Genomic DNA, 26257 nt, shown 5'->3' on the forward strand with positions numbered 1-26257 from the left:
CTATGGTTTCTGAAGTTGATATTTTCTAATTTTTTAAGTAAAATTTTTAAATTATTAAAAAAGAAAAGAGTAGAAGAAGCTTAGAAATCTTACGAAATTTTAAGCGAAAAAAACTCGAAATTTATTTATCGAGAAAAGTGTAATCAAGAAAATTTAATAACTTTTTAAACCCAATATTTCTACTGAATTTTTTCTTATAAAAACCAAAAATTCCAATGTTAAAAAAAGAGAAATTATTATCCGAAAACGCGCTAATCTATTGCGTGTAACGGAAAAGGGCTTTGCGAGGTGCGGGCTACTGCAAACCGAAAGTCGGGAGGAGAAACAATCTCTAGCAAAAACCATTTTCATTTTTTCAAATTTACAAAAAAAAATGAAATGGTTTTTTGCGGGTACTTTCTAGAATATTTCTGAGATTTCCTTCAACCCCGCATCTTGCAAAACCCATGTTAGCAGAAGTTTTTTTAAAGTGATTCTATTTTATAAATTTTGATTTGCATATTCTCCAATGGATTAACAATAACAAATTTATTTTTATTTATATCTTTTTTTACAATTTGATAATCTCCTAAATATAAAAGTTTTTGTCCTGAAATATCAAAAATTCTATTTTTATATGATTCTAAAAGTTTTATTTTGTCAGAGTCGCTAATTTCAGAAGCATTTAGGTAGATGCTATCATAATTAAACCTAAATTGATTCGACATTGTTTCAGAATCTCTAGACTGCGGAATTGATTTCTTTACTCCTTCACGAAATATTACTTTTCCATTATAAACAATTTCAAAGAAATATAATTTTGAAGATTCAGAAAAATATTTTTCTACAGTTTTAATTGGGATGGAGCCAAAAGGATTGTCTTTGTTAATGAACAATTCATCCAAATTATCATTTATTAATGTTTTCTTTAAATCTTGTGAATAATAATTTGTAATCGCAAAAGAAAATACTAAAAAAGTAAAAATTAATTTTCTCATTTCATCTTGTTTTTAAGGGTTGTTTCATAAAATTTCTGCTAACGTTTTGCAGCTTGGCGAAGTGGCGGATTTTAAAGCACTTACTTTCATTTTAGTACCAATGTTTATTTGAAAACCAAATGTTCAATTTAGCACCGAAACCGCCATTTTGCCAAACTGCTGTTGTAGGCAGTGCTTTTTATTCAGTTTCGTTGTTAAATTCGTCGTAAGTATTAGTTTTCATAATGTCAATTTTAAAATCTCCATTTTTGTCTTTCATAATTATTACGCTGTCAAAACCTAATTTGTCTAATTTTTCCATTGTCGCCAATTCTCCTTCTTTCAGTTGTAGAACTTTACGCAAAAGCCAATCTGACAATGCTTTGTTTGGATTTGTCATCAATGCTTTTGAATTTTCTTGACAAACTTTTGCAGAAAAAATATCTCCTGTTGGAATTTGTAAATTAAAAATTTCATCTCTTGGCGGAAAGAAATTTGGATATTTTCTGTGCAATTCCGCAGGAATTGGAATGTAAATTTCGCCAAAATCTCTTTTTCTTCCGTTTGCATTCCATTGATTTAAACCGCTTCGTTGAAAAATAAATTTCTCTTTTTTCTGAATACCATAAAGTGGTAAAATCACATAATTTTCTCCTTTTACAAGTTTGTCTGTTGCTGGTTTTAAATTTTTGTTTTCCTCAAATAATTCAAGAAGCAATGAATATGGGTCTTCAATTATATCAATAGGTAAGCGAAACGCATTTTCTGGAATAATAAACTTTCTAAAAAGTGTACTTTTTGAGTAATTGAAAGAATAAAAATTGTTTCCATCTTCAAATTGTAAACTAGCTTTATTATCTTTTACTGAATGAATATTTGCGATGTCAATTGTATTGTAATCTGTTTCATAAAGCAAAAGTTCTTTTTCTTTTCTCGCAACGATATGATAAAGTGAACTTTCAATATTGTAAAGTCTATTGGCTAAATTTATTCTATCATTTCTGAATTCGCCTAATTTTATTGCAAGTTCTTTACCTTTAAACTCGGCTAAAACTCTTGAAAGTGAATTAAATTCTGCAACTTTTTCTGTACTGTTATTTGTATTGCAAGTAAAAGTTTTCAAACCAACACCAATAGAATTATAGTTTGCGTCAAAAGCTGTATCAGAGCGTGATAAATTTCCTGCATCAAAACTTCTGCAAAAAATATTTTCCGCAACACGGTAATTTATGAAAGGAATAGCACTTTCACTGAACAAACCCGAAAGTTTTGAAACTGCTGAAAGCAGTTTTAAATAATTTCCGTTTTTTTCTATGTCAATTTCTGCAAACGATTTCATAAAACTTCAATTATTTGATTTGCAATTCTTTCAATTAAAGTTGTCGTTACAGAATTTCCTGCTTGCATATAAAGTTTACTATTTGCAAGTTTTGGAATAATATATTTTTCGATTGGATAACCTTGGAAAGCAAAACATTCTTTAGGAGTGAGTTTTCTAATTCCAAAATTATCTTTAATTAATGGAACATTATGTCCACCAGAACCCATATTTGCTGTTAATGTTGGACAAAGATTACTTTTATTTTCCCTTGCATAAACTCTTCTCCATTGATAAACTGTATCTTTTGAAATCATTGTTTTTACTAATTCAGGATAATATTGATGGTCTTCTTTGTAATAAAAAATATCATCCTGCTTTTCCTTATCCAAAAAGTCGTGAATTGTTTTTGTTAATTTGATTGGTTTAGGAAACTCAAATTTTGAATAATTTTTTACTTGTTTTGGGTCAAAAGCAACTATAAAAATTCGCTCACGATTTTGCGGAACATTTGCGTGAGTTGCTGAATTTAAAACTTTTGCAAATGTTTTGTATCCCAATTTTAGTTCAAGTGTTTCAATAATTGTTTTAAATGTATTTCCATTGTCGTGAGAAACAAGGTTTTTCACATTTTCTAAAAATACAACCTTTGGTCTGTGTTTTTCAACTATTTGCTCAATGTCAAAAAACAAAGTTCCTCTTGTGTCAGCAAAACCTTTTTGATAGCCTGCAATTGAAAATGCTTGACATGGAAAACCAGCACATAAAATGTCAAATTTTTCAGGAATATAGTTTTTGTTTCGCTCTTTTGTTATGTCGCCAAACGGAACTTCTCCAAAATTTTCTCTATACGTTTTTTGTGCTTCATTATTCCATTCGCTTGTAAAAACACACTTTCCGCCAACATTTTGTAACGCTAATCTAAATCCTCCAATTCCAGCAAATAAGTCAATGAATTTAAAACTATAATTTTCTGGAGTTGGAAACGGAACGTTTTCAACTTCAAATAAAAGTTGTTGCAAAGCATCTTCTGCAACAATCGGTAATTCAGTTTCCTCTTGTTTATATTCTACGAAATTTTTTAAAGTTGAAATTGCATCTTTTTCGTAATGTTTTTTTACGCCATTTCTATAATTATGCAGATAATGTGTCAAAACGGCTTTGTCTTCAATGCCTTCAACAAGTCTAATTTGATAGCTTTTGCCGTCAAATTCATTAATACTTATTGTCTGTTTTAAACTCATTTATTTTGTCTGTTAAAATTTGAGTGCAATTTACAAAAAAAAATGGTTAAATTTTATGCGGTCGAGTTTATACGCAATTTTGGTCGCATTGCCTACAACGGTTAGCGGCTTTGCGAAGTTGCGACATTTACAACATTATATTTTGTCGCAATTTTGCAAAACCGTAGTTATGTGAAGTTTTTGTTTAATCTTCATATCGCTAATCTACAAAAACTTTACCAGTTTTATCACAAAAATGCTCTTTTTCCGCTTCTATTTTATTTTATAAAGCCATGCTTTCTGAAGTCTAATAGAAGCTAATAAAATTTTTGAGACCAAGATATAATATTCATAAGCAACAGAAAATCAATGAAATAATTGACTTTTTCATTTTTTTTCTGTAACTTAGTCAGACTTTAGCGAGACTTCGCTTTGAAAGTAGAACTTTCAGCAAAGATCTTCTTTGAAAGTCTGAACAGCGAATCATTCTTCTTCGCTTAGAGAATATTATATCTTTCCTTAGCTTTTAATTAAAATTTTATGGAAAAACGCAATTTTTGGATAAAATTGCACATAACGGAAAAAGTATTGGCGAAGTGCGGACTTAATTTGAACAAATGTTCAAGTTCAGACCGAAACTGAGCCAAAGCTGTGAGCCTTTTGGTAAATTTAATAAAAAAAACAAAAGCAAACAGCTTTTGGCGGATAAATAGGCGAGAAGTTTAATTTTGCAGTTCACCCCGCATTTTGCCAATACAATGTTGTACGATGTTTTTTTATTCAATTAATTCTATGGGATTTTCATTTTTTAAATTTTGTTGTCTTTGTTTTTGTATATCTCGCAAATTTTTCAAACCTTCTGATGTTATAATTGTTTCGGAATTTGCTAGTGAACCAGCAAGATTACTATTAGCATTTTTTTTAGCTATATTTAGTTCATTTAAAGTTATTTCTTTAGCATTTTCATATCTAAGTTTATTAATTGTTGCAAACTTTCCCTTTAAGTTATCATTTGAAACAGATTTTACAATTTCAAAACTATAATCTCCTTTTTCATCCGATATTTTTATAATTAACCCAGGTAATCCAGTAAATTTATATGGACCATATGATAAAGGAATATCAGTAGAATACCAAGCTGTCCACTCTCTCCCTTTATAATTCAACACAGCTTTTTTACAATTAAAAGAATCTATTATTTTTGATTCATTAATAAGTTTCCAGTTTTCTATTGTAGGTTCTTTATAAGCAAGCAAAGTCATTCCAACTCTTTCGAAGTATTGAACATCTTTATTGCTTTGTATTATTGTATAACGAAATTTGGTTTTTGGAAATGTTTTTCCTCTGAAATCAGTATTTGTTGAACCTCCTATAGTCGCTTTTTGGTATTCGGATTGAAATATAGAATCAAATTTTAATGCTTTATCACTAATAAAAAATGCTTGATCTTTCAGCACTTGTAAGGAAAACAATTCTTCATGAATGTAATTTGGAGTAGATTTATTTATTTTAGCCTTTAACAAATAGGTGAAATCAGCAATTAATGGTTTTTTATCGTCAGTTTGAGAAAAAAAAACGTTAAATAAAAAGAATGTAAAGAATATTAAATGTTTTCTTAAATTATTCATAATGTTTGTATAAATAGTAAAATTGCACTTATAAAATAATCATCTATAAGTGCAAAATATAAATTTAAAGATTAATCTTGGCAGTAATTTTCTTCAAGTGCATATGCCCATTCCATCATTCTTGGACCAGACCAACCACTTTGACATGTTACTGCTGCTACACCACAACTTGTTGTATGATAAATATTGATACATTCAACAGTCAATTTTGATACTTTTTCAATTTCTTCCGAATTAGCTTCTTCTTCGTTTATGAAAGTAGTTGATTTTTCATAGTTTGTTGAATTTGTATTTGTGTTTGCACTTGTAATACCAGCTGTTAAAATTCCAGCAATTAAAATAACTTTTTTCATTGTTTTAAAAATTTAAATTGATAATTCATTTGTTTGCAGATATTTTATATTTGGCATCTTTGTTGTCAAAGCGTTCCTTCTGTTTTCATTTTTATAAATCTCATTCATTAGTGTTTCAAAAATGATATTCTGATAACGTGCTTTTGTTTAAAATATCGTACAACGAAAAAGTATTGGCGAAGTGCGGGCTTTCAAAGACTAAATTTTCAATGGAAAACTGCAAAAAGCAAAAACTTTTTTCTTTTTGCTAATTTATAAAAAATAGTGAAAAGAAAAAGCTTTTTGCGGCTTCAAATGGAAAATCTTCCTATTATAAATCTTCCCCCGTATTTTGCCAATACACTGTTGTACGACGGCGTTTTACCAGCTTGTTATCCACATTCGCATCCAAATTTGTAGATTTCCGATATCAAAAATTACATTCTATGTTTCTTAGAATGGACTGCGCACGCAAAAAATGATGTTAAAATGAAAAAACTTGCTATTATTCCAAAACGTTCACACTTTTGCAAAATAAGTTGAGCCGAGAACACAAGTTTAACGAAAATCCAATCACAAAGTCATGGTAAATGTTTCTCTTTATATTACAGTTTCTTAGAATGAAATTTCAAGAAAATAACGCAACAAGAACACAAAACTTTTCAAGAAATTTTTACAATTTTATGCGTTTTCAAATTCGAAAATAGAGTAGTCGAATTTTCACAAATTCTATGATTATTTTGAAAAGAAAATCTTGAAAATTATCTTGAATATTTATTTGGAAAATGTCTCTTAACGCTGTCGTACAACGGGAAAGGGCTTTGCGAAGTTACGCCAAAAACGAGGCTGCCATAGCTTTGGAGGCGTAATTTTGCAAAACCCATGTTATCTGCTGTTTTTGTTTAATATTCATACCGCTAATCTACAAAAACAGTTTCAGTTTTATCTCCAATCTGCTTGTTTTTTTTCGTTTTTTTATTTTGCAAAACCCCGCTTTGCGAAGTCATAAAACGAAGAGAGGAAAATCTCAGTGTCAAAAATTTTTGTTTTAAGCCACCGAAGAAAAATCCATGGTATTGACTTTGTCATTTTTATTCGGTAACTTCGCCAAACTTAATAGCGAGTATTCGCTTTGAAAGTAAACTTTCAGCAAAGATCTCTTTGTAAGTTTGACAGCGAAATCCATACTTCCTTTCGCTTAATCTCAAAAATTTTTTCCGCTAAAATCCAACCTGATTTTCCTCTAAAAACCGCAATATTGGTATAAAATTGCACATAACGGTCCGCGTATTGGCGAAGGAGCGGAAAAGAAAGCACTAACTTTCAATTTTACACCAACGGTAGCAAAACCATTTTTTTATTTGCTAATTTACATTTTTGTAGCGAATAAAAAATGGTTTTTGCGGAAAAAGAAGCACAAGCGTTCAACTTTGCCGTTACTCCGCTCTTTTGCCAATACGATGTTAGCTGTAGTCTCTTTATTTCCAATTAATTTTTAAATCTCTAAATTCTAAAGTTTTATGATTTTTCAGAATATCTGAATAGTAATCAAATTTTAATAATTTCAAGAATTGTGTATTTGAAGGGATTTTCACAAGAATTGGCTCAATTTTCTTAGGAACATCTGTACTAAAAGTATCACTTCCTAGAGAATTTAGTCCTTTTGTTTCGGTATATTCCTTTTTTTTATATTCATTTCCTTCTAAGTCAATTCCCGTAAAGTCATTCATAGAAACATATTTATTTACATCTTGATTGTTTACTAGAATTGAAATTGTAACAGTTTGCTGTTTAATATTCCCTTCGATTTTTGTAATTGAAAAATTAGTCTTATCAAAATCTAATTTATATTCAGGCTTATTTACATTAATTACTTGTTTTAAATATTCATTTTCTTTTTTCGTTTCATCACAATTTTGCGCAAAAACGAAATTTGTTGCAATTAAGCTTAAAAAAATTAATTTACTTTTCATATTATTTGTATTTGTTATTCTGAATTTTGCTTATTGATTTCTTAATGTTAAATTTAATTTACTATAATTCAGTTTATTTTGTGTGTTTTTAAGAGATTACAGCTAACGGAAAAAGTATTTGCGAAGGGCGGGCTAAATTTAACTGAAAGTTCAATTTCGACCGAACGAAGCAAATTGCTTTTTCAGATTGTTAAATTACAAAAAAATACAATATGAAAAGCAAGTTGCGACTAAATGCATCGGGTTTTTCTATTATATATTCAACCCCGCCTTTTGCAAATACAATGTTATCTGCAGCTATAATTTTTCAATATAATTTTCGTATTCGCTCTCTTCTAAAACTTCTTTCGCAGTTAATTTATAAATGTCTTTCCAAGAGTTTTTTCCATATTTTTCTACATATTTGGATACAATTCTAAATCCTAACCAATAATTTAAAGATTTTGGAGCGTCGGGGAAAAGTTTATATCTGTCATTTCTTAGTAATGGATTATTTCCAGAGGAATCAGAAAAATATGATTTAGTTTTTGTGAAGATTTCTTTTTCATTTTTTATAAACCAATCCCAATCTTCTTTTGTCATATTTTCAACGGCTTCATATTCAGAAATCTTTTTGTCAAAGAATATATACGTAAAATAGCAAGCAAATCCTTCATCAATTGTTTGACTTAAAGCAGAGTTTTTGTCAATATCTGCATTTCGGAATTTTTCGTAAACTAAGTGATTTAATTCGTGTGGCAATCCTTTTTGCAGCGTATAATTTAGATCTAAAGATTTATTGTTTAATTCTAAAGCAAATTGTTGCGAATCGCATCCTCCAAATCCAATTCCTGTGATTGGCGTAAAAAGAATACTAATTTTTGCGTTTGGTTGATAAGCAACTAAACGATTAAATTTTTTAAGATTTTTCCTAAATAATTTATTAAGATTTATATCTGTTAGCGTTTTGGTTTTTTCAATAAGGTCATTTTTATTATTATCAAAAAGTGTTTTATTCCATTTTATCATTCCTTTTTCCGTATTAAAACGACTTGCGTTTTCATCCCCAAAAATTTGTGCATAACAACTATCCCAAAGTTTTTTATGAGGTAAATAAACATTTTTTACAACAACTAAAGAATCAAATTCTTTATTTTTATGTGCAAGAATTTGGGATTTAAACAAATTATGGATAGTAATATTTTTAATTTTTATGCTATCAGAAATTTGCTGAATTTTATTGTAGTCAAAATCTGTGTTTTGTGCTTTTGAAATTGTCCAAGAAAATAAAGTTGAAATACAAAAAATTATAATAAAATATCTCATTTCAGTTTGTTGACGGATTTTTGGAATAGTTGCAGATAACGGAAAAAGTATTGGCGAAGTGCGGGCTTTCGAAGAACTAAAAGTTCAAGAACGACCAAACGGAGCCAATATTTTTTCCATGAAACGAACTTACAAAAAATTAGTGAAATGGAAAAATAGCGGCGGCAAAAGATGTGAAAATTTTCAATTCTGCACTTAACCCCGCATTTTGCCAATACAATGTTAGCTGAAGGTCTTTTAATTTTCATTTTTTTTACAGTATTTTTTTCGAAAAATCAGTCCATTTTTTCCATAATAATCATAATTACTACTTAAAATTTTTTTCTGTCTTTTGTATGAGATAAAAATCAGTTTGTTTTTATTCAGTTTTATTTCGTATTCAGAATTTGGATTTTTTTCGCTTTCAGATTTAAGATATAATTTTCCGTTTTTCTCAATTATTTTTCCAGATTCATTTCCGTCTATTTTTTTAATATCGCCATATTTTGGTGAACTTAAAATTTGAGATTTCCAATTGTATGTTGAATCAGCTAAAATATCAATTTTTAATTCAGTTTTAATTCCATCTTTATCCACAGAATTGTAGCAATATTCTCGAACATTGTTTTGTCCATAATTTTTAGTGAAAATTATATATAAAATTGCTACTAAAATTTTACGCAGAACGGTTTTCATAGACTTTCAGCTAACTCTCAAATATACGCATATATTTTATTCAACCAAATTTTATTTTGTGATTGTTAATGCGCTGTTAGGAAGTTATACAAAATGCGCAATTGGAAATTGTCTATAAAGAATGCGCAACTGCGCATTCTTTATATTTCAAAAAAAAATTAAAAAAAATTATATCTTAGGCAACCTTTTCTTTTTTCGCTCGTCTTTAGAGTAGAATCTTATGAAATCAGACTTTCAACACATCTTCAATTTGGCACAAAAACAAAATCGCCACGCTCAGCAACAAATTTTTGAAATGTTTGCCGACAAATTTTTGTTTGTTGCTTCCAGCTACGTTGGCAATTTGCATGACGCCGAAGATGTATTAATGCAAGCTTTTTATAAGGCTTTTACAAAAATCGAAATGTGTCAAAATGCGCAAGTTTTCGGCGCTTGGCTTCGTAGGATTGTTATTAATGAATCGATTTCTTTTGTTCGGAAAAAACAAAATATTTTGTATGTCGATTCAGAATTTATTGAAAACAAAGCTGATGAATTTGAAGATGAAATATTGGAAAACGACGCACAAATCGACGTCCAAAGCTTAATGAAAGCTATGCCAACGGGCTACAGAATTGTTTTTAACCTTGTCGTTTTTGAAGAAAAAAAACACAGAGAAATTGCTGAAATTCTCAATATAACGGAAGGTACCAGCAAAAGTCAATTCAGTAAAGCCAAAAAATTTTTAGTCGATTTTATTTCACAACAAAAAAAGGAAAAACAAAATGTTGAAAAATCTTAAATCACAATACGAGCAAGAGAAACGCTCTGTTTCGCCTGATATTTGGGAAACATTAAAAGATAAGTTGGCGGATTCTCATACTAATCCAAAATCAAAAATCGAAGGCAAATCGCGGAAAAAAATATTGTGGTGGTCGGCTGCCGCGGTCATTATTTTGATAGCGTCTTTGGCTAAATTTAATTTGACTAAAGATTTACCAAAGCAAAATACAATTCTCGCTGTTAAAGAAAATAATACCGTTTTAGAGAAAAACGCCTCACCCAATCAAGACCTAAAAACATCTGAAAAGATTAAGTCTATTGATAATATTGAAAAACAACATTTGGTTCAAAATCAAAAAAACACTGTAATTTCAGAAGAAAAAATCATCGTTTCAGAAGTTCCAAAACAAATGTTGTCAACTGTTGAAGAACCACAAGTTTTAGCAGAAAATTCCAAAACCGAAACGCCAAAACCCAAATATGTTTCTTCCAAAGATTTACTTTTTGGGATTGAACTTGACAAAACCAGAAATGACCAACAAAACAATCAAAATTCGAAATTAGGAATGACGGATTATAAAACTCAGAATTCAGGCAAGGATTTCGATGAAAAACTAACTCCCAAAAGTTTAAAAATTCTTGGTTTTACAATATTTGACAAAGATTCTACAATTAAAAAATAAACAATTTATATGAAATCAAAACTACTCATTCTAGCATTACTCTCCAGTTTTGTTAGCGCCCAAACTACGCTCGAAACTCAAATTAAAAACTATTCTGAAAGCATCGAAAACATGATGGCAAAAGAGAAATCCAAAATGAAATCCGAAATCCAACAACTGGAAGAAGCCTACGAACAAGGAAAGATTTCAAAAGAAGAACTTGTTTCTGAAAAAGCCAAAATCTCTGAAAAATACGAAACGATTATCAATGACAAAATCGAATCGCAACGTAGCAAAATGGATAGCATTACCAAATCCACAGTTGTAGCTTCTGTATTTGGGATTAATACCAACAACAATCCTCAAAATAACAAAAATTATAGCATAAGTACTGGCTTTATAGATATCGATGTTAATACTAAAAAGGGGGAAAAGAAAAATCCAAAAGATCTTATTAACACAAGTAGTTTGAGCCTTAATTATGGATTACTGAATTTGACAAAAGAAAAGGGAAGTATTAATCCTTTCGAAGAAGACTCGCAGATGCGCATTGGCAATTCGCATAGTTTTGAGCTTCAGTTTCGTAGAGATTTGCAACTTGGATCGACTTCCAGTCCGTGGTTTTTACGTTATGGTTTTGCTTATCGCACCGATACTTATATGCCAAAAAGGCCATTGGTTTTTGTGCAAAATCAGCAGGATTTATCATTAGAAAATTTTGAAAATGGAAAACTAAAACGGTCCAAACTTCGTAATGTGTATTTGACCTTGCCAGTGGAATTTCAGTTCTTAATAAATCCAAAATATACCGAATATGAAGGCCAATCTTACATCGATGGACGCAAAAAAACTTGGAAAATAGGAGTGGGCGCCTACGCAGGCCTCAACACAAGAAGCATCGTGAAAGTTAAATATTATAATCCCGAAGGCAAGTTTGACAAATACCAATATACACTGGACGAGGGCGTTAACAGCTTTTTGTTTGGTGGAAAACTTACTTTAGGTTACGGAAGTCTTAACTTATTTATCAAAAAAGATTTCACACCAATTTTCAATGATAAAGCGCAAATCTCTCATAAAAATGGAATCCAAGTCGGTATAGAATTGGTTAACTTAGATTTTTAAATTTATGATTAATCTATTTATTAAATTTTTCTTTTTCATATTCGGAGTTTTTCTTTTGGCACAGACAGAAATCAACCATTATTGACAAAGTCATTGTAAAATTTGGAAAACTAAAAGATAAATTGATTGGAGAAAAAAATCGTCTAAATTCTAAATATCATGAAACATACTTTCCCGAGTATGTTTTTTTTTGTATTTTGGCAAAGCATTTAGCAACATGAAAAACATACAATTAATAGGCGTTATTTTGGTTGTCATAGGAAGTTTTCTTCCGTTACTAAAAATACCTTTGGTAGGCAATTGGAATTATTGGAACATCGATCCTTATCTTGTGAGTATCATATGGATTCTCTGTGCTTTAGCTTTATTTTTCATTCAGAAACAAAAATTAAAAGCAACAAGAATAGTTTCGGGAAGTCTTATTTTTTTATTTGTCTTTACAATTATCGCCATCAAATTAAAATCTTTGGATTTTTTTAGTTTTCTACCTTTTAAGTCTTGGCAAAGTGCTTTTGCGGGAATTGTAAATTTATCTTGGGGTTGGTTTTTCGAGTTTGCAGGTGCAGCTTTAATGCTTTTCGGAATTAATAAAAATCAAAACTTAAATAATTAAAATTAATATAATGAAAGAAGTATTTATAGTTTCCGCAGTGAGAACTCCAATGGGAAGTTTTATGGGAAGTTTATCAACAGTACCAGCAACCAAATTAGGAGCTACTGCTGTAAAAGGAGCTTTAGATAAAATTGGCTTAGATCCTACACAGGTTCAGGAAATCTATATGGGGAATGTATTGCAAGCGGGGGAAGGACAAGCACCAGCGCGTCAGGTGGCTTTAGGAGCGGGACTTTCTAATCATACACCTTCTACCACAATTAACAAAGTTTGTGCTTCAGGGATGAAAGCGGTTATGATGGCTGCTCAGTCTATTAAAGCAGGAGATCAAGATGTTATTGTTGCTGGTGGTATGGAGAATATGTCTTTAGTTCCTCATTATTATAACGCAAGAGTGGCTACTAAGTTAGGAGATATCAAAATGTTAGACGGAATGGTTTCTGACGGTCTTACAGACGTTTACAACAAAGTTCACATGGGCGTTTGTGCAGAGAAATGTGCTACAGATTATAACTTCACAAGAGAAGATCAAGATAATTTTGCAATTGAGTCTTATAAAAGATCTGCAGCAGCTTGGGAAGCAGGAAAATTCGATAACGAGATTGTTCCTGTAGAAATTCCTCAAAGAAAAGGAGAGCCTATCATCTTCGCTCAAGATGAAGAGTATAAGTCTGTAAACTTTGACAGATTACCAACTTTGCCAACGGTTTTCAAAAAAGAAGGTGGAACGGTAACTGCTGCTAATGCTTCTACATTGAACGACGGAGCTTCTGCATTAATCCTTGTTTCTAAAGAAAAAATGGAAGAATTAGGATTAAAACCTTTGGCAAAAATCGTTTCTTATGCGGATGCAGCTCATGAGCCCGAAAACTTTACAACTGCTCCGGCAAAAGCTTTACCTGTTGCTCTTAAAAAGGCTGGTTTAGAAGTTTCTGATATTGATTTCTTCGAATTTAATGAAGCTTTTTCTGTGGTTGGTTTAGCAAATAACAAAATTTTAGGTCTTGATGCTGCAAAAGTAAACGTAAACGGTGGAGCAGTCGCTTTAGGACATCCACTAGGAAGTTCTGGATCTAGAATTATTGTAACATTAATCAACGTATTGAAACAAAACGGTGGTAAATATGGTGCTGCAGCGATCTGTAATGGTGGTGGTGGTGCATCTGCAATCGTTATTGAAAATATGTAATATTATTTTTAAATAGATATTTATAATCAGACTTTTTAAAAGGAGTCTGATTTTTTTTCTTAAAATTATAGATCATTTTTATAATTTATTTCTGCTTAGAGGGCTTATTTTCATAAAAAAAGTTAATTTAGAACCTTCAAAAAAAGATAATCTAAATTATGGATGAAATACTAGAACTAGTTAACAATATTGTATGGAGTAATACTTTAATTTTTTTATGTCTTTTTTCGGGGGTATTCTTCTCCATCCGAATGCGATTTCCACAGATTCGTTATATCCGCGAAATGTGGAAATTATTGTTTAAAGGCTCAGCTTCAGAAAAAGGAATTTCTTCTTTTCAAGCTTTTGCATTGGCTATTTCTGGGAGAGTAGGAACCGGAAATATTGCTGGTGTAGCTACCGCGATAGGAATGGGGGGTCCTGGAGCCATTTTTTGGATGTGGGTGATTGCATTTTTGGGAAGTGCTTCTGCAATTGTGGAAGCTTCACTCGGACAATATTATAAAGAAGTAAAAGATGGACAATATCGCGGTGGGCCCGCTTTTTATATAGAAAAAGGCTTGAAACTAAAATGGTATGCTATAATTTTTGCTGGAGTAACTATTTTAAGTACCGGCCTTCTTTTGCCAGGCGTACAAAGTAACAGTATTGCCATAGCGGTAGAAAATGCTTTTGAAGTTCCTACTTATATCACTGGAATTGTTGTGGCGTTAATACTTGGTGTAATTATTATTGGTGGCGTTAAACGTATCAGTACTGTTGCAGAATTTGTTGTTCCATTTATGGCGGGCGGTTATATCTTAATGGCTTTGGTTATTATTGGGATTAATTATCAACAAATTCCCGCTGTATTCAAATTGATTTTTGATTCCGCACTTGGTATTGATTCTGCTTTTGGTGGAATTATAGGAATGGCTATTGCTTGGGGAGTAAAACGTGGAATCTACAGCAATGAAGCTGGACAAGGAACTGCTCCTCACGCCGCTGCAGCTGCAGAAGTTTCGCATCCTGTGAAGCAAGGTTTGGTGCAAGGTTTTTCTGTATATGTAGATACTATTTTTGTGTGCAGCGCAACCGCTTTAATGATTTTATTTACAGGAATGTACAATGTTCAAAATCCTGCCGGTGGATTTATTACCGAGAATATTCCCGGGGTGAAGATGGGAGCCGATTTTACGCAGTATGCAGTGGCGCACCATTTACCTTCTGTAGGGAAGGCTTTTGTGGCTATTTCTTTGTTTTTCTTTGCCTTTACTACCATTATGGCTTATTATTATATTGCCGAAACCAACATCAGCTATTTACAGAAAAAAGCAAACAGTAAAATTTACATCAGAATTTTCCAGGGGGTTATTTTAATATCTACTTTTTACGGTGCTGTGAAAACTGCAGACGCCGCATGGATGTTAGGAGATATTGGTGTTGGATTAATGGCTTGGCTTAATGTGATCGCAATATTATTGATGCAAAAAAAAGCTATGTTCCTGTTTAAGGATTATGAGAAACAGAAAAAAGAAGGCAAAGATCCTGCATTAGTCTTAGAATCTGAACAAAATTAATTTTTAAATAAACTTGTGTTAAGTCACATGTTTGAACTTTAATTTTATATTTGTTAAATATTTGAAAATTTTAAACGTGAGTATTAAAAACAATCCGAAAATAATGAAGGCCTGGGCGCTGTATGACTGGGCTAACTCTGTATACTCTTTAGTAATTACATCGACCATTTTCCCGATTTACTATTCTATTTTAACAACCGCTTACGAAAAAAGCGAATATGTTGAAGAAACAGGAAAAACAATACAAGTTCCTGTAAGACATTTGATTGAAATTTTTGGTAGAGAATACCAGCCGGACGCAGTATATGGTTATTCTTTGACCTTATCTTTTGTCGTAGTCGTTTTGTTATCGCCTATTTTATCTTCTTTGGCTGACATTATCGGAAACAAAAAATCATTCCTACAATTTTTCTGTTATTTGGGAGCAACTTCATGTATGGGATTGGCTATGTTTACAGGTATGGATACTGTATGGTTAGGCCTATTATTTAGTATAACCGCAAGTATCGGTTTTTGGGGAAGTTTGGTATTTTATAATTCATTTCTTCCCGATATTGCCACACCAGACAAGCAAGATGCGCTTTCTGCCAGAGGTTATGTGTATGGTTATATTGGCTCGGTAATTTTGGTAGTTATTTGTTTGGTATTAATCCAAGTTTTAGCAAAAGACGCCGAACAAGCAATATTATTTACAAGAGTTAGTTTCCTATTCACGGGAGCATGGTGGTTTGGCTTTTCGCAATATACCTTCAAGCATTTACCAAAATTTGGAAATGTTAAAGACCAATTACCCAAAGATTTGGTATTGTTAAATCATAAAAATTTATTCAAAAGTCATAAAAACAACGGCGGTTTTTTCTTTGTCCTAAAAAAGAATATTATTTTCTATAAAGATATTATAAGAGAAAGTTTTAAAGAATTATACAAAGTTGGAAATCACCTTTTTAAAGACTCCAATTTGAAGTTCTTTTTATCAAGTTTCTTTTTCTTTAGTGTTGGGATGCAGACCATTTTTTTAATGGCAACATTATTCGGAAAATCAGAAATTAATCTGGCACAAGACAAACTGATTTTGACTTTGTTAGTGATCCAGATTGAAGCCATTATTGGTGCGATTATTTTCTCACGACTGAGTCGGAAAATTGGAAATAAAAATGTCATTTCGATTTGCATCGTTTTATGGATTGTAGCCTGCCTTTCAGCCTATTATCTCAACAAAGAAAATCCAAATGTAGAGTATCAATTCTATGGCGTTGCCGCGATTGTTGGTCTTGTTATGGGTGGCTTACAAGCGATGTCGAGATCAACTTATTCCAAACTTTTGCCACAAGATGGTATGGAAAATACAACCTATTTTAGCTTTTACGATGTTTTAGAAAAATTAGCGATTATTTTGGGAACTTTCATTTTTGCAACTTTGATTGAGCATTTCAATAATATGCGTTATGCTGCCTTGTCAATGACGATTTTCTTTGCAATAGGCTTGGTTTTAATCAGATTTTTAAAAGTCAATATCAATAACGAAAAAGCAGCGTAATCGATTTCAATTCACTTCATAAAGTGGAATTAAATTTGCTTATATCATAATAGATTTTTTTTAGTAAATTTGCAAAACAAAACACAGAAAAAGAAACGATGACCAATCCTTTATTTTACGCTAAAATCATCCTTTTCGGAGAATACGGAATGATAGAAAACTCGCAAGGCCTAGTTGTTCCGTATAGTTTTTATAAAGGAGCTTTGAAGTTTTCCGATCTTGCTTCAGATTTCGAAAAAAACTCCAATCAGCATCTTGCAAAATATGCTGAGTTTTTGGTAAGTCTTAATCTTCCAGGAAATTTCAAACTGGATATCGAGGCTTTTCAAAAAGATATTGCTGCTGGTTTGTTCTTTGATTCCAACATTCCACAAGGCTATGGTGTGGGAAGTTCTGGTGCTTTGGTTGCTGCAATTTTTGAAAAATATTCTTCTAAAAAACTTAGCCCCGACAATATTTCTAAAGATAATCTCAAAATTTTAAAAGCCATCTTCGGAGAAATGGAAAGCTATTTCCATGGAAAAAGTTCTGGGATGGATCCTTTGATTTGTTATATGAATCTTCCTATTCTTATCGAAAACAAGGAAAATTTAGATAAAGTTTCTATCCCGGATCATGCTACAGAAGGCAAAGGTGCAGTGTTTTTAATCGATTCCGGAATTACAGGCGAAACAGGACCGATGATTCAGATCTTCTTTGAAAAAATGAAAACTGAAGGTTTCCGCAAAACGCTGAAAGAAGAATTTATCCGCTACAATAACGCTTGCATTGATTCTTTTTTGAAAAAAGATATGAATCCTTTCTTTAAAAATCTAAAAAAATTATCAGTTTGGGCGTATGACCATTTCAAACCGATGATTCCAGAAAGCATTTATAATATTTGGAAAAAAGGAATTGATACAAATGCTTACTATCTTAAACTTTGCGGAAGTGGCGGTGGAGGCTATATTCTTGGATTTACAGAAGATTATGAAAAAGCAGAAAAAATGTTATCCGGATTTCAAAAAGAAGTGATTTACAGATTTTAATTTGCATGAGTCAAAACATACAAAAACGAACTAAAAATTTTGCCTATCGACTAAATCAGTTGATGGGCTTTATTTTGGGGGCACGCTTTTTTGTTGTGGGCTTATTGACTTTTGCATTGTACGTTTCGACGTTTTTTTTGTTCAACCGCGAAGAGTCTTTTAAGGCTTTTGTTTTTGATTATCACGCACATCTCATTATTCTTTGTTCAATTCTTAGTATCATGGCGGGCGGCATCATCAACCAATTTTATGACCGCGAAAAAGACCAAATTACCAAACCTTTCAGAAGTCGAATACAATCTTTCTTTGAACAAAAATATTTTCTTTATGCCTATGTCATTCTTAATGTTTTGGGCTTAGGAATTGCTTGGACACAGTCTTGGCGCGTTTTTATTTTCTTTTTAGTCTATCAATTTTTGATGTGGTTATACAGTCATAAACTAAGTAAAATACTACTAATTAACAACTTGACTTTCGTTGGACTAAGTATGTATCCCTTCTTCGGTATGTTGGTCTATTACAGAACTTTTACCCCGAAAGTCTTCTTTATGGCAATATTTCTTTTTTTGATGCTCATGATAATTGACATGACAAAAGATCTCTTAACCAAAAATGCTGATCGCGTTTTCGGCTACAAAACCATTGCTAATCAGTTCAAATCTATAACAGCACGACGTATTATTATTCTGTTTTGCTTATTCGCTTTTGTGACATCATTAATTATTATTAAAGGTATTGGCCTACACAGCATTATGGCATTTTACTTTGCTGTAGGGCTTTTTGTTTTGATTGTTACGGTATTTTGGTTACTAAGAAATTATAGAAACGACAAAATAAATGCATTAACCATTCTAAAGTTTTGGATATTCATTGGGATTTTATCAATGCTATTCGATGGCATTTATTCACGCTTTAGTTGGGCAATTTAATAATTAATAAAAAAAAAGGCTTTTTAATATTGACTTAAAAAAGTCTATCTTTGCAAAAAATTTTGAATATGAGCAGAAACGAGAGAAATTCTTCAGACAGAAATAAAAAGACCGGAAATTTTGGAGGGAGAAAATCTTCTGATAATTCGCGTGGCTCACGAGGGGATTCAAAAAACTCATCAAAAGAAGGTGCTTCTTTTGAAAGAGGTGGAAAATTTGGAAAACCTAAAACGACCAGAGGTCGCGATTTTGATTCTCGCAACAAATACGAAGGCGGCGAGAGAAAATTTGGTCCTAAAAAACCATTTATCAAAAACGAAGAAGAAGGAGAGCGCGTAAAATCTTACATCCAAAAAAGAAAATTGGAAAAGCTTTCTAAAGCACCGAAAGAAACAATCAGACTTAATAAATATATTGCAAATTCTGGGATTTGTAGTAGGAGAGAGGCAGATGATCTTATTACACAAGGTCTTGTAGAAGTTAATGGCAAAGTGATTACAGAAATGGGATATCAAGTACAAAAAACGGATAGAGTCGTTTTTGATGGACAAGGTATAACACCAGAAAAACCTGTTTATGTTGTTCTTAACAAGCCCAAAGGCTACATCTCTACAACCAAAGACGAAAAGGCCAGAAAAACGGTTATGGACCTTGTAGCGAATGCTTCGCCATACAGATTATTTCCTGTTGGTCGCCTAGATCGCCAAACAACAGGTGTTATATTGTTAACGAATGATGGACACATGACCAAAAAGCTAACGCATCCATCATTTAATATGAAGAAAATTTACCATGTTACTCTGGATAGAAAATTATCTATTGAAGATCTTAAAAGCATTGGTGAAGGTATCCGTCTGGAGGAAGGTGTGGCAGAAGTAGACAGCATATCTTTTATCGAAGGAAAACCTAAAAATGAAATCGGTATCGAAATCCATATTGGTTGGAATCGCGTTGTGAGACGTATTTTCCAAAAGCTAGGTTACGAAGTAGAATCTTTGGATCGCGTGATGTTTGCAGGATTAACCAAGAAAAATATCAAACGTGGACATTGGAGAATTCTTACCGAATTAGAAGTCAATAATTTGAAAATGTTATAAAAAAAAGCGCTGAAATATTTCAGCGCTTTTTTTATTGGTAATATCTGAACTTTAGAAAGCATAAGAAAAGCCAGCTTGCACAAGGCCTCTTGTACCAATGCTCGGCTCCAGAAATACGCCAAAACTTCCACCATATCTCACACCAATTGGCATAATGTTAAAAGCTAAAAAAGTGTCATTCGCTTTTTGAACTTTTGAATTAAAATCGACATATTCCACATTTCTGAATAATGCCCCCACAGACGCCCCCGAATAAAAACGCCATTTGCTATCTGCATCTGACCAGAAATAATCGACTTTCGGAAGAACAGAGAAATAAGATTGCTCTTTGTAAGAGGTTCCATTTTCACTAAAAGTCTCTACATTAGCTTCTAGACCGTAACGCCATTTCATATCTTGGCTATAAACAGTTCCTGCAATGGTGAAAACCCCTTTGCTGTTCGGAAGAACAACGTCATCTCCTCCAAAAATTGCTTTACCTGCTACCTCACCAATTCCTTTCAGAATAGAATCTGCAACGCCAAAAAGAGAACTTGTTCCATAGCCTGCAGAGATTTCAAATTTTTGAGCATTCATCATGGACAATCCACCTAAAGCTGCTAACAAAAATAGTTTTTTCATGGTTTTATAATTTTATTTATCCATGCAAAAATAATTAAACTTATTTATAAATAAACAAATATTATTGAATTTTCCTTAACCAATAATAGTTACATGATGCTCTAGCAAATCATAAATCGTATTTTTGGCACTTTCTGGTTTTACGTTAACCGCTCTTGTACCTTGAAAATGCAACATAGGGACAAATCCTGCTTCCATTGCATCCAGACATGTATATTTCACACAATAATCAAGCGCTAGACCTACAATTTCTACAATTTGGATGTCATGATATTTAAGATAATCTTCTAATCCTGTTTTTACAAAATGGTTGTTATCTTGAAAAGCACTATAACTATCAATTTCGGGATTGATACCTTTTTGAATAATTTTTGTTGCTTTAGAAACGTCTAGATCTTTATGAAACTCTGCGCCATAAGTTCCTTGCACACAATGATCTGGCCACATAAACTGTGGAATAGCATTCATAACAATTGTTTCGCCTACATTTCTGTTGTTATTACTTGCAAAAGATTTATGATTAGCAGGATGCCAATCTTGGGTCAATATAATTTCGTCGTAGTTGCCTTTTTCCATGAGTGTATTAATGAAAGGGATTATTTCGCTTGCGCCCGGAACGGCCAAACTTCCACCTTCACAAAAATCATTTTGAACATCTACTACTAATAAGGCTTTCTTCATGAGATAATATTTTTACAAATTTAGTTTAAAGACTTTGTTTGCGCTAACAACTTACAGCAATTGTACCAAATTATTAATTGGTACATATTGTCATGTTTTTGAAAGAAAAATTATGCTGTTATTAATATAAGAATTAGTATTTTTAAACTTTAAAACGCTTTTGATAGAAATGCTAAAAAATTTCCATAAACATTTGTCAGAAATTCTAGATGTTCCTGAAGAAAACATTCAAAAATGTGCCATACATTACGATATTCGATTTTTTAAAAAAGGAAGTATGTTGGTGCAAGAAGGCGAGGCGTCTGCAGATCGGTTTTTTGTTGAAACAGGCTTGTTAAGGATGTTTTCTATTGATAAAAATGGTAAAGAACATGTCATCCAATTTGCGCCAGAAGGTTGGATTATATCGGACTCCACCAGTCAATTACTTAATGAGAAATCTAGATTTTATGTGGAAGCTATAGAAGATTCGGAAATCGTTGTATTGTCTGATGATTTCTTTTTTAATCTTGGCGAAATCTATCCTCAAGTTGCTGAGAAAAATCAAAGATTGATGCTGAATCATATTAAAAATCTTCAGAACCGTGTTAACGCTTTGATTAGTACAACCGCGGAAGAACGTTATATGGAGTTTCTGAAAAAATATCCTAACATCATGCTACGCGTTCCGCAATGGATGGTGGCTTCTTATTTAGGAATAACGCCAGAAAGCCTTAGTCGTGTCCGAAAGGAATTGGCTAAGAAAAACTTTGAAGTCTGAATTTAAAATATCATAAACAAAAGAGGAACAGATTAACTGTTCCTCTTTTTTATCTCAAAATATTTATTTTACAAAGGAATATTTCCGTGTTTTCTTGTCGGTCTTTCCACGAATTTGTTTTCCAGCATTGCAAAAGCTTTAATCAATTTTCTTCTGGTATCTTCTGGGAAGATCACCTCATCAATAAAGCCTCTTTGAGCCGCTGTATATGGATTCGCAAATTTTTCGGCATATTCTGCTTCTTTCTCTGCCAATTTAGCAACGGGATCAGCCGCTTCGGCAATTTCTCTTTTAAAAATAATTTCTGAAGCGCCTTTTGCACCCATTACTGCAATCTCAGCAGACGGCCAAGCGAAGTTCATATCTGCACCGATGTGTTTAGAGTTCATCACGTCATAAGCGCCACCGTAAGCTTTTCTCGTAATAACAGTCACTTTCGGTACTGTAGCTTCAGATAACGCGTACAATAATTTAGCACCGTGGGTGATAATTCCGTTCCATTCTTGATCCGTTCCTGGCAAGAAACCAGGCACATCTACCAACACTAATAATGGAATATTGAAAGCATCACAAAAACGTGTAAATCTAGCGGCTTTTATAGAACTGTTAACATCCAAACATCCTGCTAAGAACATTGGGTTATTCGCTACAATACCGATACTTCTTCCAGCAATTCTGGCAAAACCTACAACAATATTTTCAGCATAATTTTTATGAATTTCAAAGAACGAATCCTCATCGATCAAATGCCCAATAACGTCATGCATGTCGTAAGGTTTGTTGGCATTGTCAGGAATAATGTTTTTTAAATCCTCTCGAAGTTCATCATTTAATTCATAATCTAAACTTGGTGCCGTTTCTTGATTATTTTGTGGAAGATAACTTAATAAAGTTTTAACATCTTCAAGACATTCTACATCGTTAGTAGAAGTTGTATGAGCAACACCAGACTTTGTAGAATGCGTTGATGCGCCACCCAATTCTTCTGATGTTACTTCTTCGTTGGTAACCGTCTTAACAACATTTGGACCCGTTACGAACATGTAAGACGTATTTTCCACCATCATGGTAAAATCTGTCATCGCTGGTGAATATACCGCGCCACCAGCACAAGGTCCCATAATCGCAGAAATCTGAGGAATAACACCAGAGGCTTGTACATTTCTAAAGAATATGTCAGCATAGCCACCCAAAGATCTTACGCCTTCTTGTATACGCGCACCGCCAGAATCGTTAAGCCCAACCATCGGTGCGCCAACTTTAACTGCCATATCCATCACCTTGCAAATTTTCTCAGCATGCGTCTCGGACAAAGCACCACCAAATACGGTGAAATCTTGAGCAAAAGCATAAGTCAAACGTCCATTAACCGTACCATAACCCGTGATAACACCATCGCCTAAATAATATTCTTTATCCATACCAAAATCTTTGGTACGGTGTGTTATGAAAGCACCAATCTCTTCAAAAGAACCTTCATCAAAGAAATATTCGATACGCTCTCTAGCAGTTAATTTTTTCTTAGCGTGTTGCGTTGTAATTCTTTTTTCGCCACCGCCCAATTTAGACTCCGCTATTTTTTTATTTAAAAGGTCTATTTTATTTTTCATGATTTGATTTAGAATTGATTAGGGACACGCAGTAATTTTTGATCTTCCAAATATTGTTTAAGTGCTACTAAAGCAGCAACTTCAGCTTCTTTAGCTTGATTCTCCACAATAATTTCTGGACTGTAATATTTCTTAACAAAATTGGTGTCAAAATTTCCAGAACGGAATGCCTCGTGATTGAACACAAAACTACCGAAAGGAAGCGTTGTGCTAACGCCTTCAACTTTATAATCCTGAATGGCTACTAGCATTTTTTCAATAGCTTCGTTACGGTCTTTTCCGTGAACGATTAATTTTGAAAGCATTGGATCGTAATAGATAGGAACATCCATCCCTTCGGCAAAACCATCATCCACACGGATGCCATCTCCAGCTGGCGGTTGGTAAGTCGTTAAAGTCCCAACGCTTGGCAAGAAATCATTAAGCGGATCTTCGGCGTACACTCTCAATTCTAAAGCGTGACCATTTATTGTTAAATCTTCTTGTTTTATTGGAAGTTCTTCACCACGCGCTACACGAATCTGAAGTTCTACCAAGTCCATTCCTGTAATCATTTCTGTTACGGGATGTTCAACTTGAAGACGTGTGTTCATTTCTAGGAAATAGAAATTTTTGTTTTCATCCAACAAAAACTCCACCGTTCCAGCGCCAAGATAATCACAAGACTTAGCCACTTTAACCGCTGCTTCGCCCATTGCTTTTCTAATTTCTGGAGTCAAAACAGCAGAAGGTGCTTCTTCAACAACTTTTTGGTGACGACGTTGTACAGAACATTCTCTTTCGAATAAATAAAGAATATTGCCATGATCGTCCGCCATAACTTGGATTTCGATATGCTTTGGAGAAGCCACATATTTTTCAATGAAAACAGAACCATCACCGAAAGCAGAAGTTGCTTCGGAAATTGCGCGTTGCATTTGAGACTCGAATTCGCCTTCGTTTTCCACAACACGCATACCTTTTCCACCACCACCAGCAGATGCTTTAATCAAAATAGGGAAGCCAATTTCTACGGCAACCTTCTTCGCTTTTTCAACATCGGTAATCGCTTCATCAAGACCAGGCACCATTGGGATATCATAGGCTTTTACAGCTTCTTTAGCTGCCAGCTTGCTTCCCATAACGTGGATTGCCTTGGATCTTGGACCGATAAATGTAATATTGTTAGCTTCAGCTTTTTCAGCAAATTCAGCATTTTCTGATAAAAAACCATAACCTGGGTGAATCCCATCAACATGTAGTTTTTTACAAACTTCAATGATTTTGTCACCTAAAAGATAGGATTGATTAGAAGGCGCTTCGCCGATACACACCGCTTCGTCAGCAAATTTAACATGTGGCGATTGGCGGTCGGCCACGGAGTAAACAGCCACCGTTTTGATGCCCATTTTTTTTGCCGTTTTCATGACTCTTAATGCAATTTCGCCACGATTTGCTACAAGTATTTTTTTCATTTTTAACTTAATCGTAATTTCTAAAATTTATTCGAAGTCTATTAATAATTGACCTTTGTCAACCGCCTGACCTTTTTCTACCGCGATGGATTTTATCACACCTTGGCGTGGCGAGTAAAAGCTGTTTTCCATCTTCATGGCCTCAAGTATCAAAAGATTGTCACCTTCTTGAACTTCTTGTCCTATGTTAACCGCAATTTCTAAAATAAGTCCTGGCATTGGCGCTTTTATAGCGTTAACCTGTTTTGCTTTACCAACTTCAAAACCCATGTCTTTGATGAGTTTATCGAGTTCGTTTTCGATGTTAACCTCATAGATGTTGTTGTTAACATTTACTTTATAAGATTTGTGCTGAAAGTCAGCTTCTAAAATTTCCGCGTGATAAGATTGGTTATCGCGTAGAACGTGAAAATGCTCGGCATCCAAGCTTGCAACATCAACCGCTTTAATCTGCTCTTCTGTCAACTCATAACGTTGAGTGCCATTAACCGAAGCATTAAAGGTTTTTCCCATATTCTTCTTATTGATATTTATTTGTAGAGTTTTATAAATTTAGAATGTCATTTCTGGCGTATTATCGTCGGCAACCAACTTACCAAGCGTTGCTTTTTTAATATCTTCTACAGAAACACCTGGCGCTCTTTCTAAAAGCTTGAAACCGCCTTCTGAAAGGACTTCGTAAACGCCTAGCTCTGTCACAATTTTTTTAATACATTTCACACCGGTTAAAGGTAAGCTACATTCTGATAAAAGTTTGCTTTCCCCATATTTATTAACTTGTTGCATTGCCACGATAATATTTTTAGCCGAAGCTACCAAATCCATTGCGCCGCCCATGCCTTTCACCATTTTGCCGGGAATTTTCCAATTGGCGATATCCCCATTTTCTGAAACTTCCATAGCACCAAGAATTGTTAGATCCACTTTTTGTGCTCGAATCATCCCAAAACTCATTGCAGAATCAAAAACTGCAGAACCAGGAAGTGTTGTAATGGTTTGTTTTCCGGCATTAATAAGATCGGCATCTTCTTCACCTTCTATTGGGAAAGGTCCCATGCCTAGAAGCCCATTTTCGGACTGTAACACAACATTAATACCTTTTGGAATATAATTGGCAACCAAAGTCGGAATCCCAATTCCTAAATTAACATACGAATTATTCTTAATTTCCTTAGCGATACGCTGGGCAATTTGCTCTTTTGTAAGACTCATTATTAATA

At 33.1% G+C, this 26257-nt stretch carries 25 protein-coding genes; 11 read left to right on the forward strand and 14 right to left on the reverse strand.

Features of this window, described 5'->3' with window-relative positions; all coding sequences use genetic code 11:
* Positions 1 to 464: 464 nt before the first annotated feature.
* From ACVFVN_RS13375 to ACVFVN_RS13410, 8 genes are all read right to left on the reverse strand, one after another.
* On the reverse strand, positions 465 to 977 hold the full coding sequence (locus tag ACVFVN_RS13375; RefSeq protein WP_456235654.1) for a hypothetical protein: 513 nt from the start codon (positions 975 to 977) through the stop codon (positions 465 to 467).
* Positions 978 to 1155: 178 nt separating this feature from the next.
* A complete protein-coding gene (locus ACVFVN_RS13380; protein WP_124643314.1) occupies positions 1156 to 2295 on the reverse strand; it encodes a phospholipase D-like domain-containing protein in 1140 nt (379 codons plus the stop codon).
* Positions 2292 to 3296 carry a DNA cytosine methyltransferase gene (dcm, locus tag ACVFVN_RS13385; protein ID WP_124643318.1) on the reverse strand — a complete coding sequence of 335 codons (1005 nt, stop codon included), beginning with the start codon at positions 3294 to 3296 and terminating at the stop codon, positions 2292 to 2294. The genes ACVFVN_RS13380 and dcm overlap by 4 nt, the downstream gene beginning before the upstream one ends.
* A 977-nt stretch (positions 3297 to 4273) precedes the next feature.
* Positions 4274 to 5125 (reverse strand): GLPGLI family protein, encoded by an 852-nt coding sequence (locus tag ACVFVN_RS13390; protein WP_456235655.1) that lies wholly within the window; start codon positions 5123 to 5125, stop codon positions 4274 to 4276.
* Between the two features lie 71 nt (positions 5126 to 5196).
* The gene (locus tag ACVFVN_RS13395) at positions 5197 to 5478 is read right to left on the reverse strand and encodes a hypothetical protein (RefSeq protein WP_456235656.1); all 282 of its coding nucleotides are present in this window, start codon (positions 5476 to 5478) and stop codon (positions 5197 to 5199) included.
* A 1457-nt stretch (positions 5479 to 6935) separates the two neighbouring features.
* Positions 6936 to 7430, reverse strand: coding sequence for a hypothetical protein (locus tag ACVFVN_RS13400; protein ID WP_456235657.1), 495 nt, complete (start codon positions 7428 to 7430; stop codon positions 6936 to 6938).
* A gap of 297 nt (positions 7431 to 7727) precedes the next feature.
* Complete coding sequence (locus tag ACVFVN_RS13405; RefSeq protein ID WP_456235658.1) at positions 7728 to 8735, reverse strand: DUF2268 domain-containing putative Zn-dependent protease; 1008 nt, start codon at positions 8733 to 8735, stop codon at positions 7728 to 7730.
* Between the two features lie 237 nt (positions 8736 to 8972).
* Positions 8973 to 9311, reverse strand: coding sequence for a hypothetical protein (locus ACVFVN_RS13410; protein WP_456235659.1), 339 nt, complete (start codon positions 9309 to 9311; stop codon positions 8973 to 8975).
* A 319-nt stretch (positions 9312 to 9630) separates the two neighbouring features.
* Here ACVFVN_RS13410 and ACVFVN_RS13415 point away from each other — a divergent pair, with 319 nt between their 5' ends.
* From ACVFVN_RS13415 to ACVFVN_RS13460, 10 genes are all read left to right on the forward strand, one after another.
* Positions 9631 to 10191, forward strand: coding sequence for an RNA polymerase sigma factor (locus ACVFVN_RS13415; RefSeq protein WP_456235660.1), 561 nt, complete (start codon positions 9631 to 9633; stop codon positions 10189 to 10191).
* Positions 10175 to 10855, forward strand: coding sequence for a hypothetical protein (locus tag ACVFVN_RS13420; RefSeq protein WP_456235661.1), 681 nt, complete (start codon positions 10175 to 10177; stop codon positions 10853 to 10855). The genes ACVFVN_RS13415 and ACVFVN_RS13420 overlap by 17 nt, the downstream gene beginning before the upstream one ends.
* 9 nt (positions 10856 to 10864) lie before the next feature.
* Complete coding sequence (locus ACVFVN_RS13425) at positions 10865 to 11959, forward strand: hypothetical protein (protein ID WP_456235662.1); 1095 nt, start codon at positions 10865 to 10867, stop codon at positions 11957 to 11959.
* A 217-nt stretch (positions 11960 to 12176) separates the two neighbouring features.
* Complete coding sequence (locus tag ACVFVN_RS13430; RefSeq protein WP_456235663.1) at positions 12177 to 12572, forward strand: hypothetical protein; 396 nt, start codon at positions 12177 to 12179, stop codon at positions 12570 to 12572.
* Positions 12573 to 12582: 10 nt separating this feature from the next.
* The gene (locus ACVFVN_RS13435; RefSeq protein WP_456235664.1) at positions 12583 to 13761 is read left to right on the forward strand and encodes an acetyl-CoA C-acyltransferase; all 1179 of its coding nucleotides are present in this window, start codon (positions 12583 to 12585) and stop codon (positions 13759 to 13761) included.
* A gap of 158 nt (positions 13762 to 13919) precedes the next feature.
* The gene (locus ACVFVN_RS13440; RefSeq protein WP_456235665.1) at positions 13920 to 15320 is read left to right on the forward strand and encodes an alanine/glycine:cation symporter family protein; all 1401 of its coding nucleotides are present in this window, start codon (positions 13920 to 13922) and stop codon (positions 15318 to 15320) included.
* 103 nt (positions 15321 to 15423) lie between these two features.
* Positions 15424 to 16857, forward strand: coding sequence for an MFS transporter (locus ACVFVN_RS13445; protein WP_165131352.1), 1434 nt, complete (start codon positions 15424 to 15426; stop codon positions 16855 to 16857).
* A 98-nt stretch (positions 16858 to 16955) separates the two neighbouring features.
* Positions 16956 to 17885: a mevalonate kinase family protein gene (locus ACVFVN_RS13450; protein ID WP_165131355.1), complete on the forward strand. Its 930-nt coding sequence runs from the start codon at positions 16956 to 16958 to the stop codon at positions 17883 to 17885.
* A 5-nt stretch (positions 17886 to 17890) separates the two neighbouring features.
* Complete coding sequence (locus ACVFVN_RS13455) at positions 17891 to 18814, forward strand: UbiA family prenyltransferase (protein ID WP_165131358.1); 924 nt, start codon at positions 17891 to 17893, stop codon at positions 18812 to 18814.
* 68 nt (positions 18815 to 18882) lie between these two features.
* Complete coding sequence (locus ACVFVN_RS13460; protein WP_165131361.1) at positions 18883 to 19911, forward strand: pseudouridine synthase; 1029 nt, start codon at positions 18883 to 18885, stop codon at positions 19909 to 19911.
* Between the two features lie 51 nt (positions 19912 to 19962).
* Here the strand turns inward: ACVFVN_RS13460 and ACVFVN_RS13465 are convergent, their stop codons facing one another.
* Together ACVFVN_RS13465 and pncA are read right to left on the reverse strand one after the other, a co-directional pair.
* Positions 19963 to 20532, reverse strand: coding sequence for a hypothetical protein (locus tag ACVFVN_RS13465; protein ID WP_165131364.1), 570 nt, complete (start codon positions 20530 to 20532; stop codon positions 19963 to 19965).
* Positions 20533 to 20607: 75 nt separating this feature from the next.
* A complete protein-coding gene (gene pncA / locus ACVFVN_RS13470; RefSeq protein ID WP_456235666.1) occupies positions 20608 to 21213 on the reverse strand; it encodes a bifunctional nicotinamidase/pyrazinamidase in 606 nt (201 codons plus the stop codon).
* Positions 21214 to 21382: 169 nt separating this feature from the next.
* On the opposite strand from pncA, the gene ACVFVN_RS13475 reads away from it, so the two are divergent.
* Complete coding sequence (locus tag ACVFVN_RS13475) at positions 21383 to 21973, forward strand: Crp/Fnr family transcriptional regulator (protein WP_165131370.1); 591 nt, start codon at positions 21383 to 21385, stop codon at positions 21971 to 21973.
* A gap of 68 nt (positions 21974 to 22041) precedes the next feature.
* On the opposite strand, the gene ACVFVN_RS13480 is transcribed toward ACVFVN_RS13475, so the two are convergent.
* The 4 genes from ACVFVN_RS13480 to ACVFVN_RS13495 are packed head-to-tail and all read right to left on the reverse strand — an operon-like array spanning position 22042 to position 26249.
* Positions 22042 to 23583: an acyl-CoA carboxylase subunit beta gene (locus ACVFVN_RS13480; protein ID WP_456235667.1), complete on the reverse strand. Its 1542-nt coding sequence runs from the start codon at positions 23581 to 23583 to the stop codon at positions 22042 to 22044.
* 8 nt (positions 23584 to 23591) lie between these two features.
* Positions 23592 to 25037 (reverse strand): acetyl-CoA carboxylase biotin carboxylase subunit, encoded by a 1446-nt coding sequence (gene accC, locus ACVFVN_RS13485; RefSeq protein WP_456235668.1) that lies wholly within the window; start codon positions 25035 to 25037, stop codon positions 23592 to 23594.
* 27 nt (positions 25038 to 25064) lie between these two features.
* Positions 25065 to 25550: a biotin/lipoyl-containing protein gene (locus ACVFVN_RS13490; protein WP_456235669.1), complete on the reverse strand. Its 486-nt coding sequence runs from the start codon at positions 25548 to 25550 to the stop codon at positions 25065 to 25067.
* Positions 25551 to 25589: 39 nt separating this feature from the next.
* Positions 25590 to 26249: a 3-oxoacid CoA-transferase subunit B gene (locus tag ACVFVN_RS13495; protein ID WP_165131382.1), complete on the reverse strand. Its 660-nt coding sequence runs from the start codon at positions 26247 to 26249 to the stop codon at positions 25590 to 25592.
* Between the last annotated feature and the right edge of the window lie 8 nt (positions 26250 to 26257).

The organism is Soonwooa purpurea (assembly GCF_053891095.1).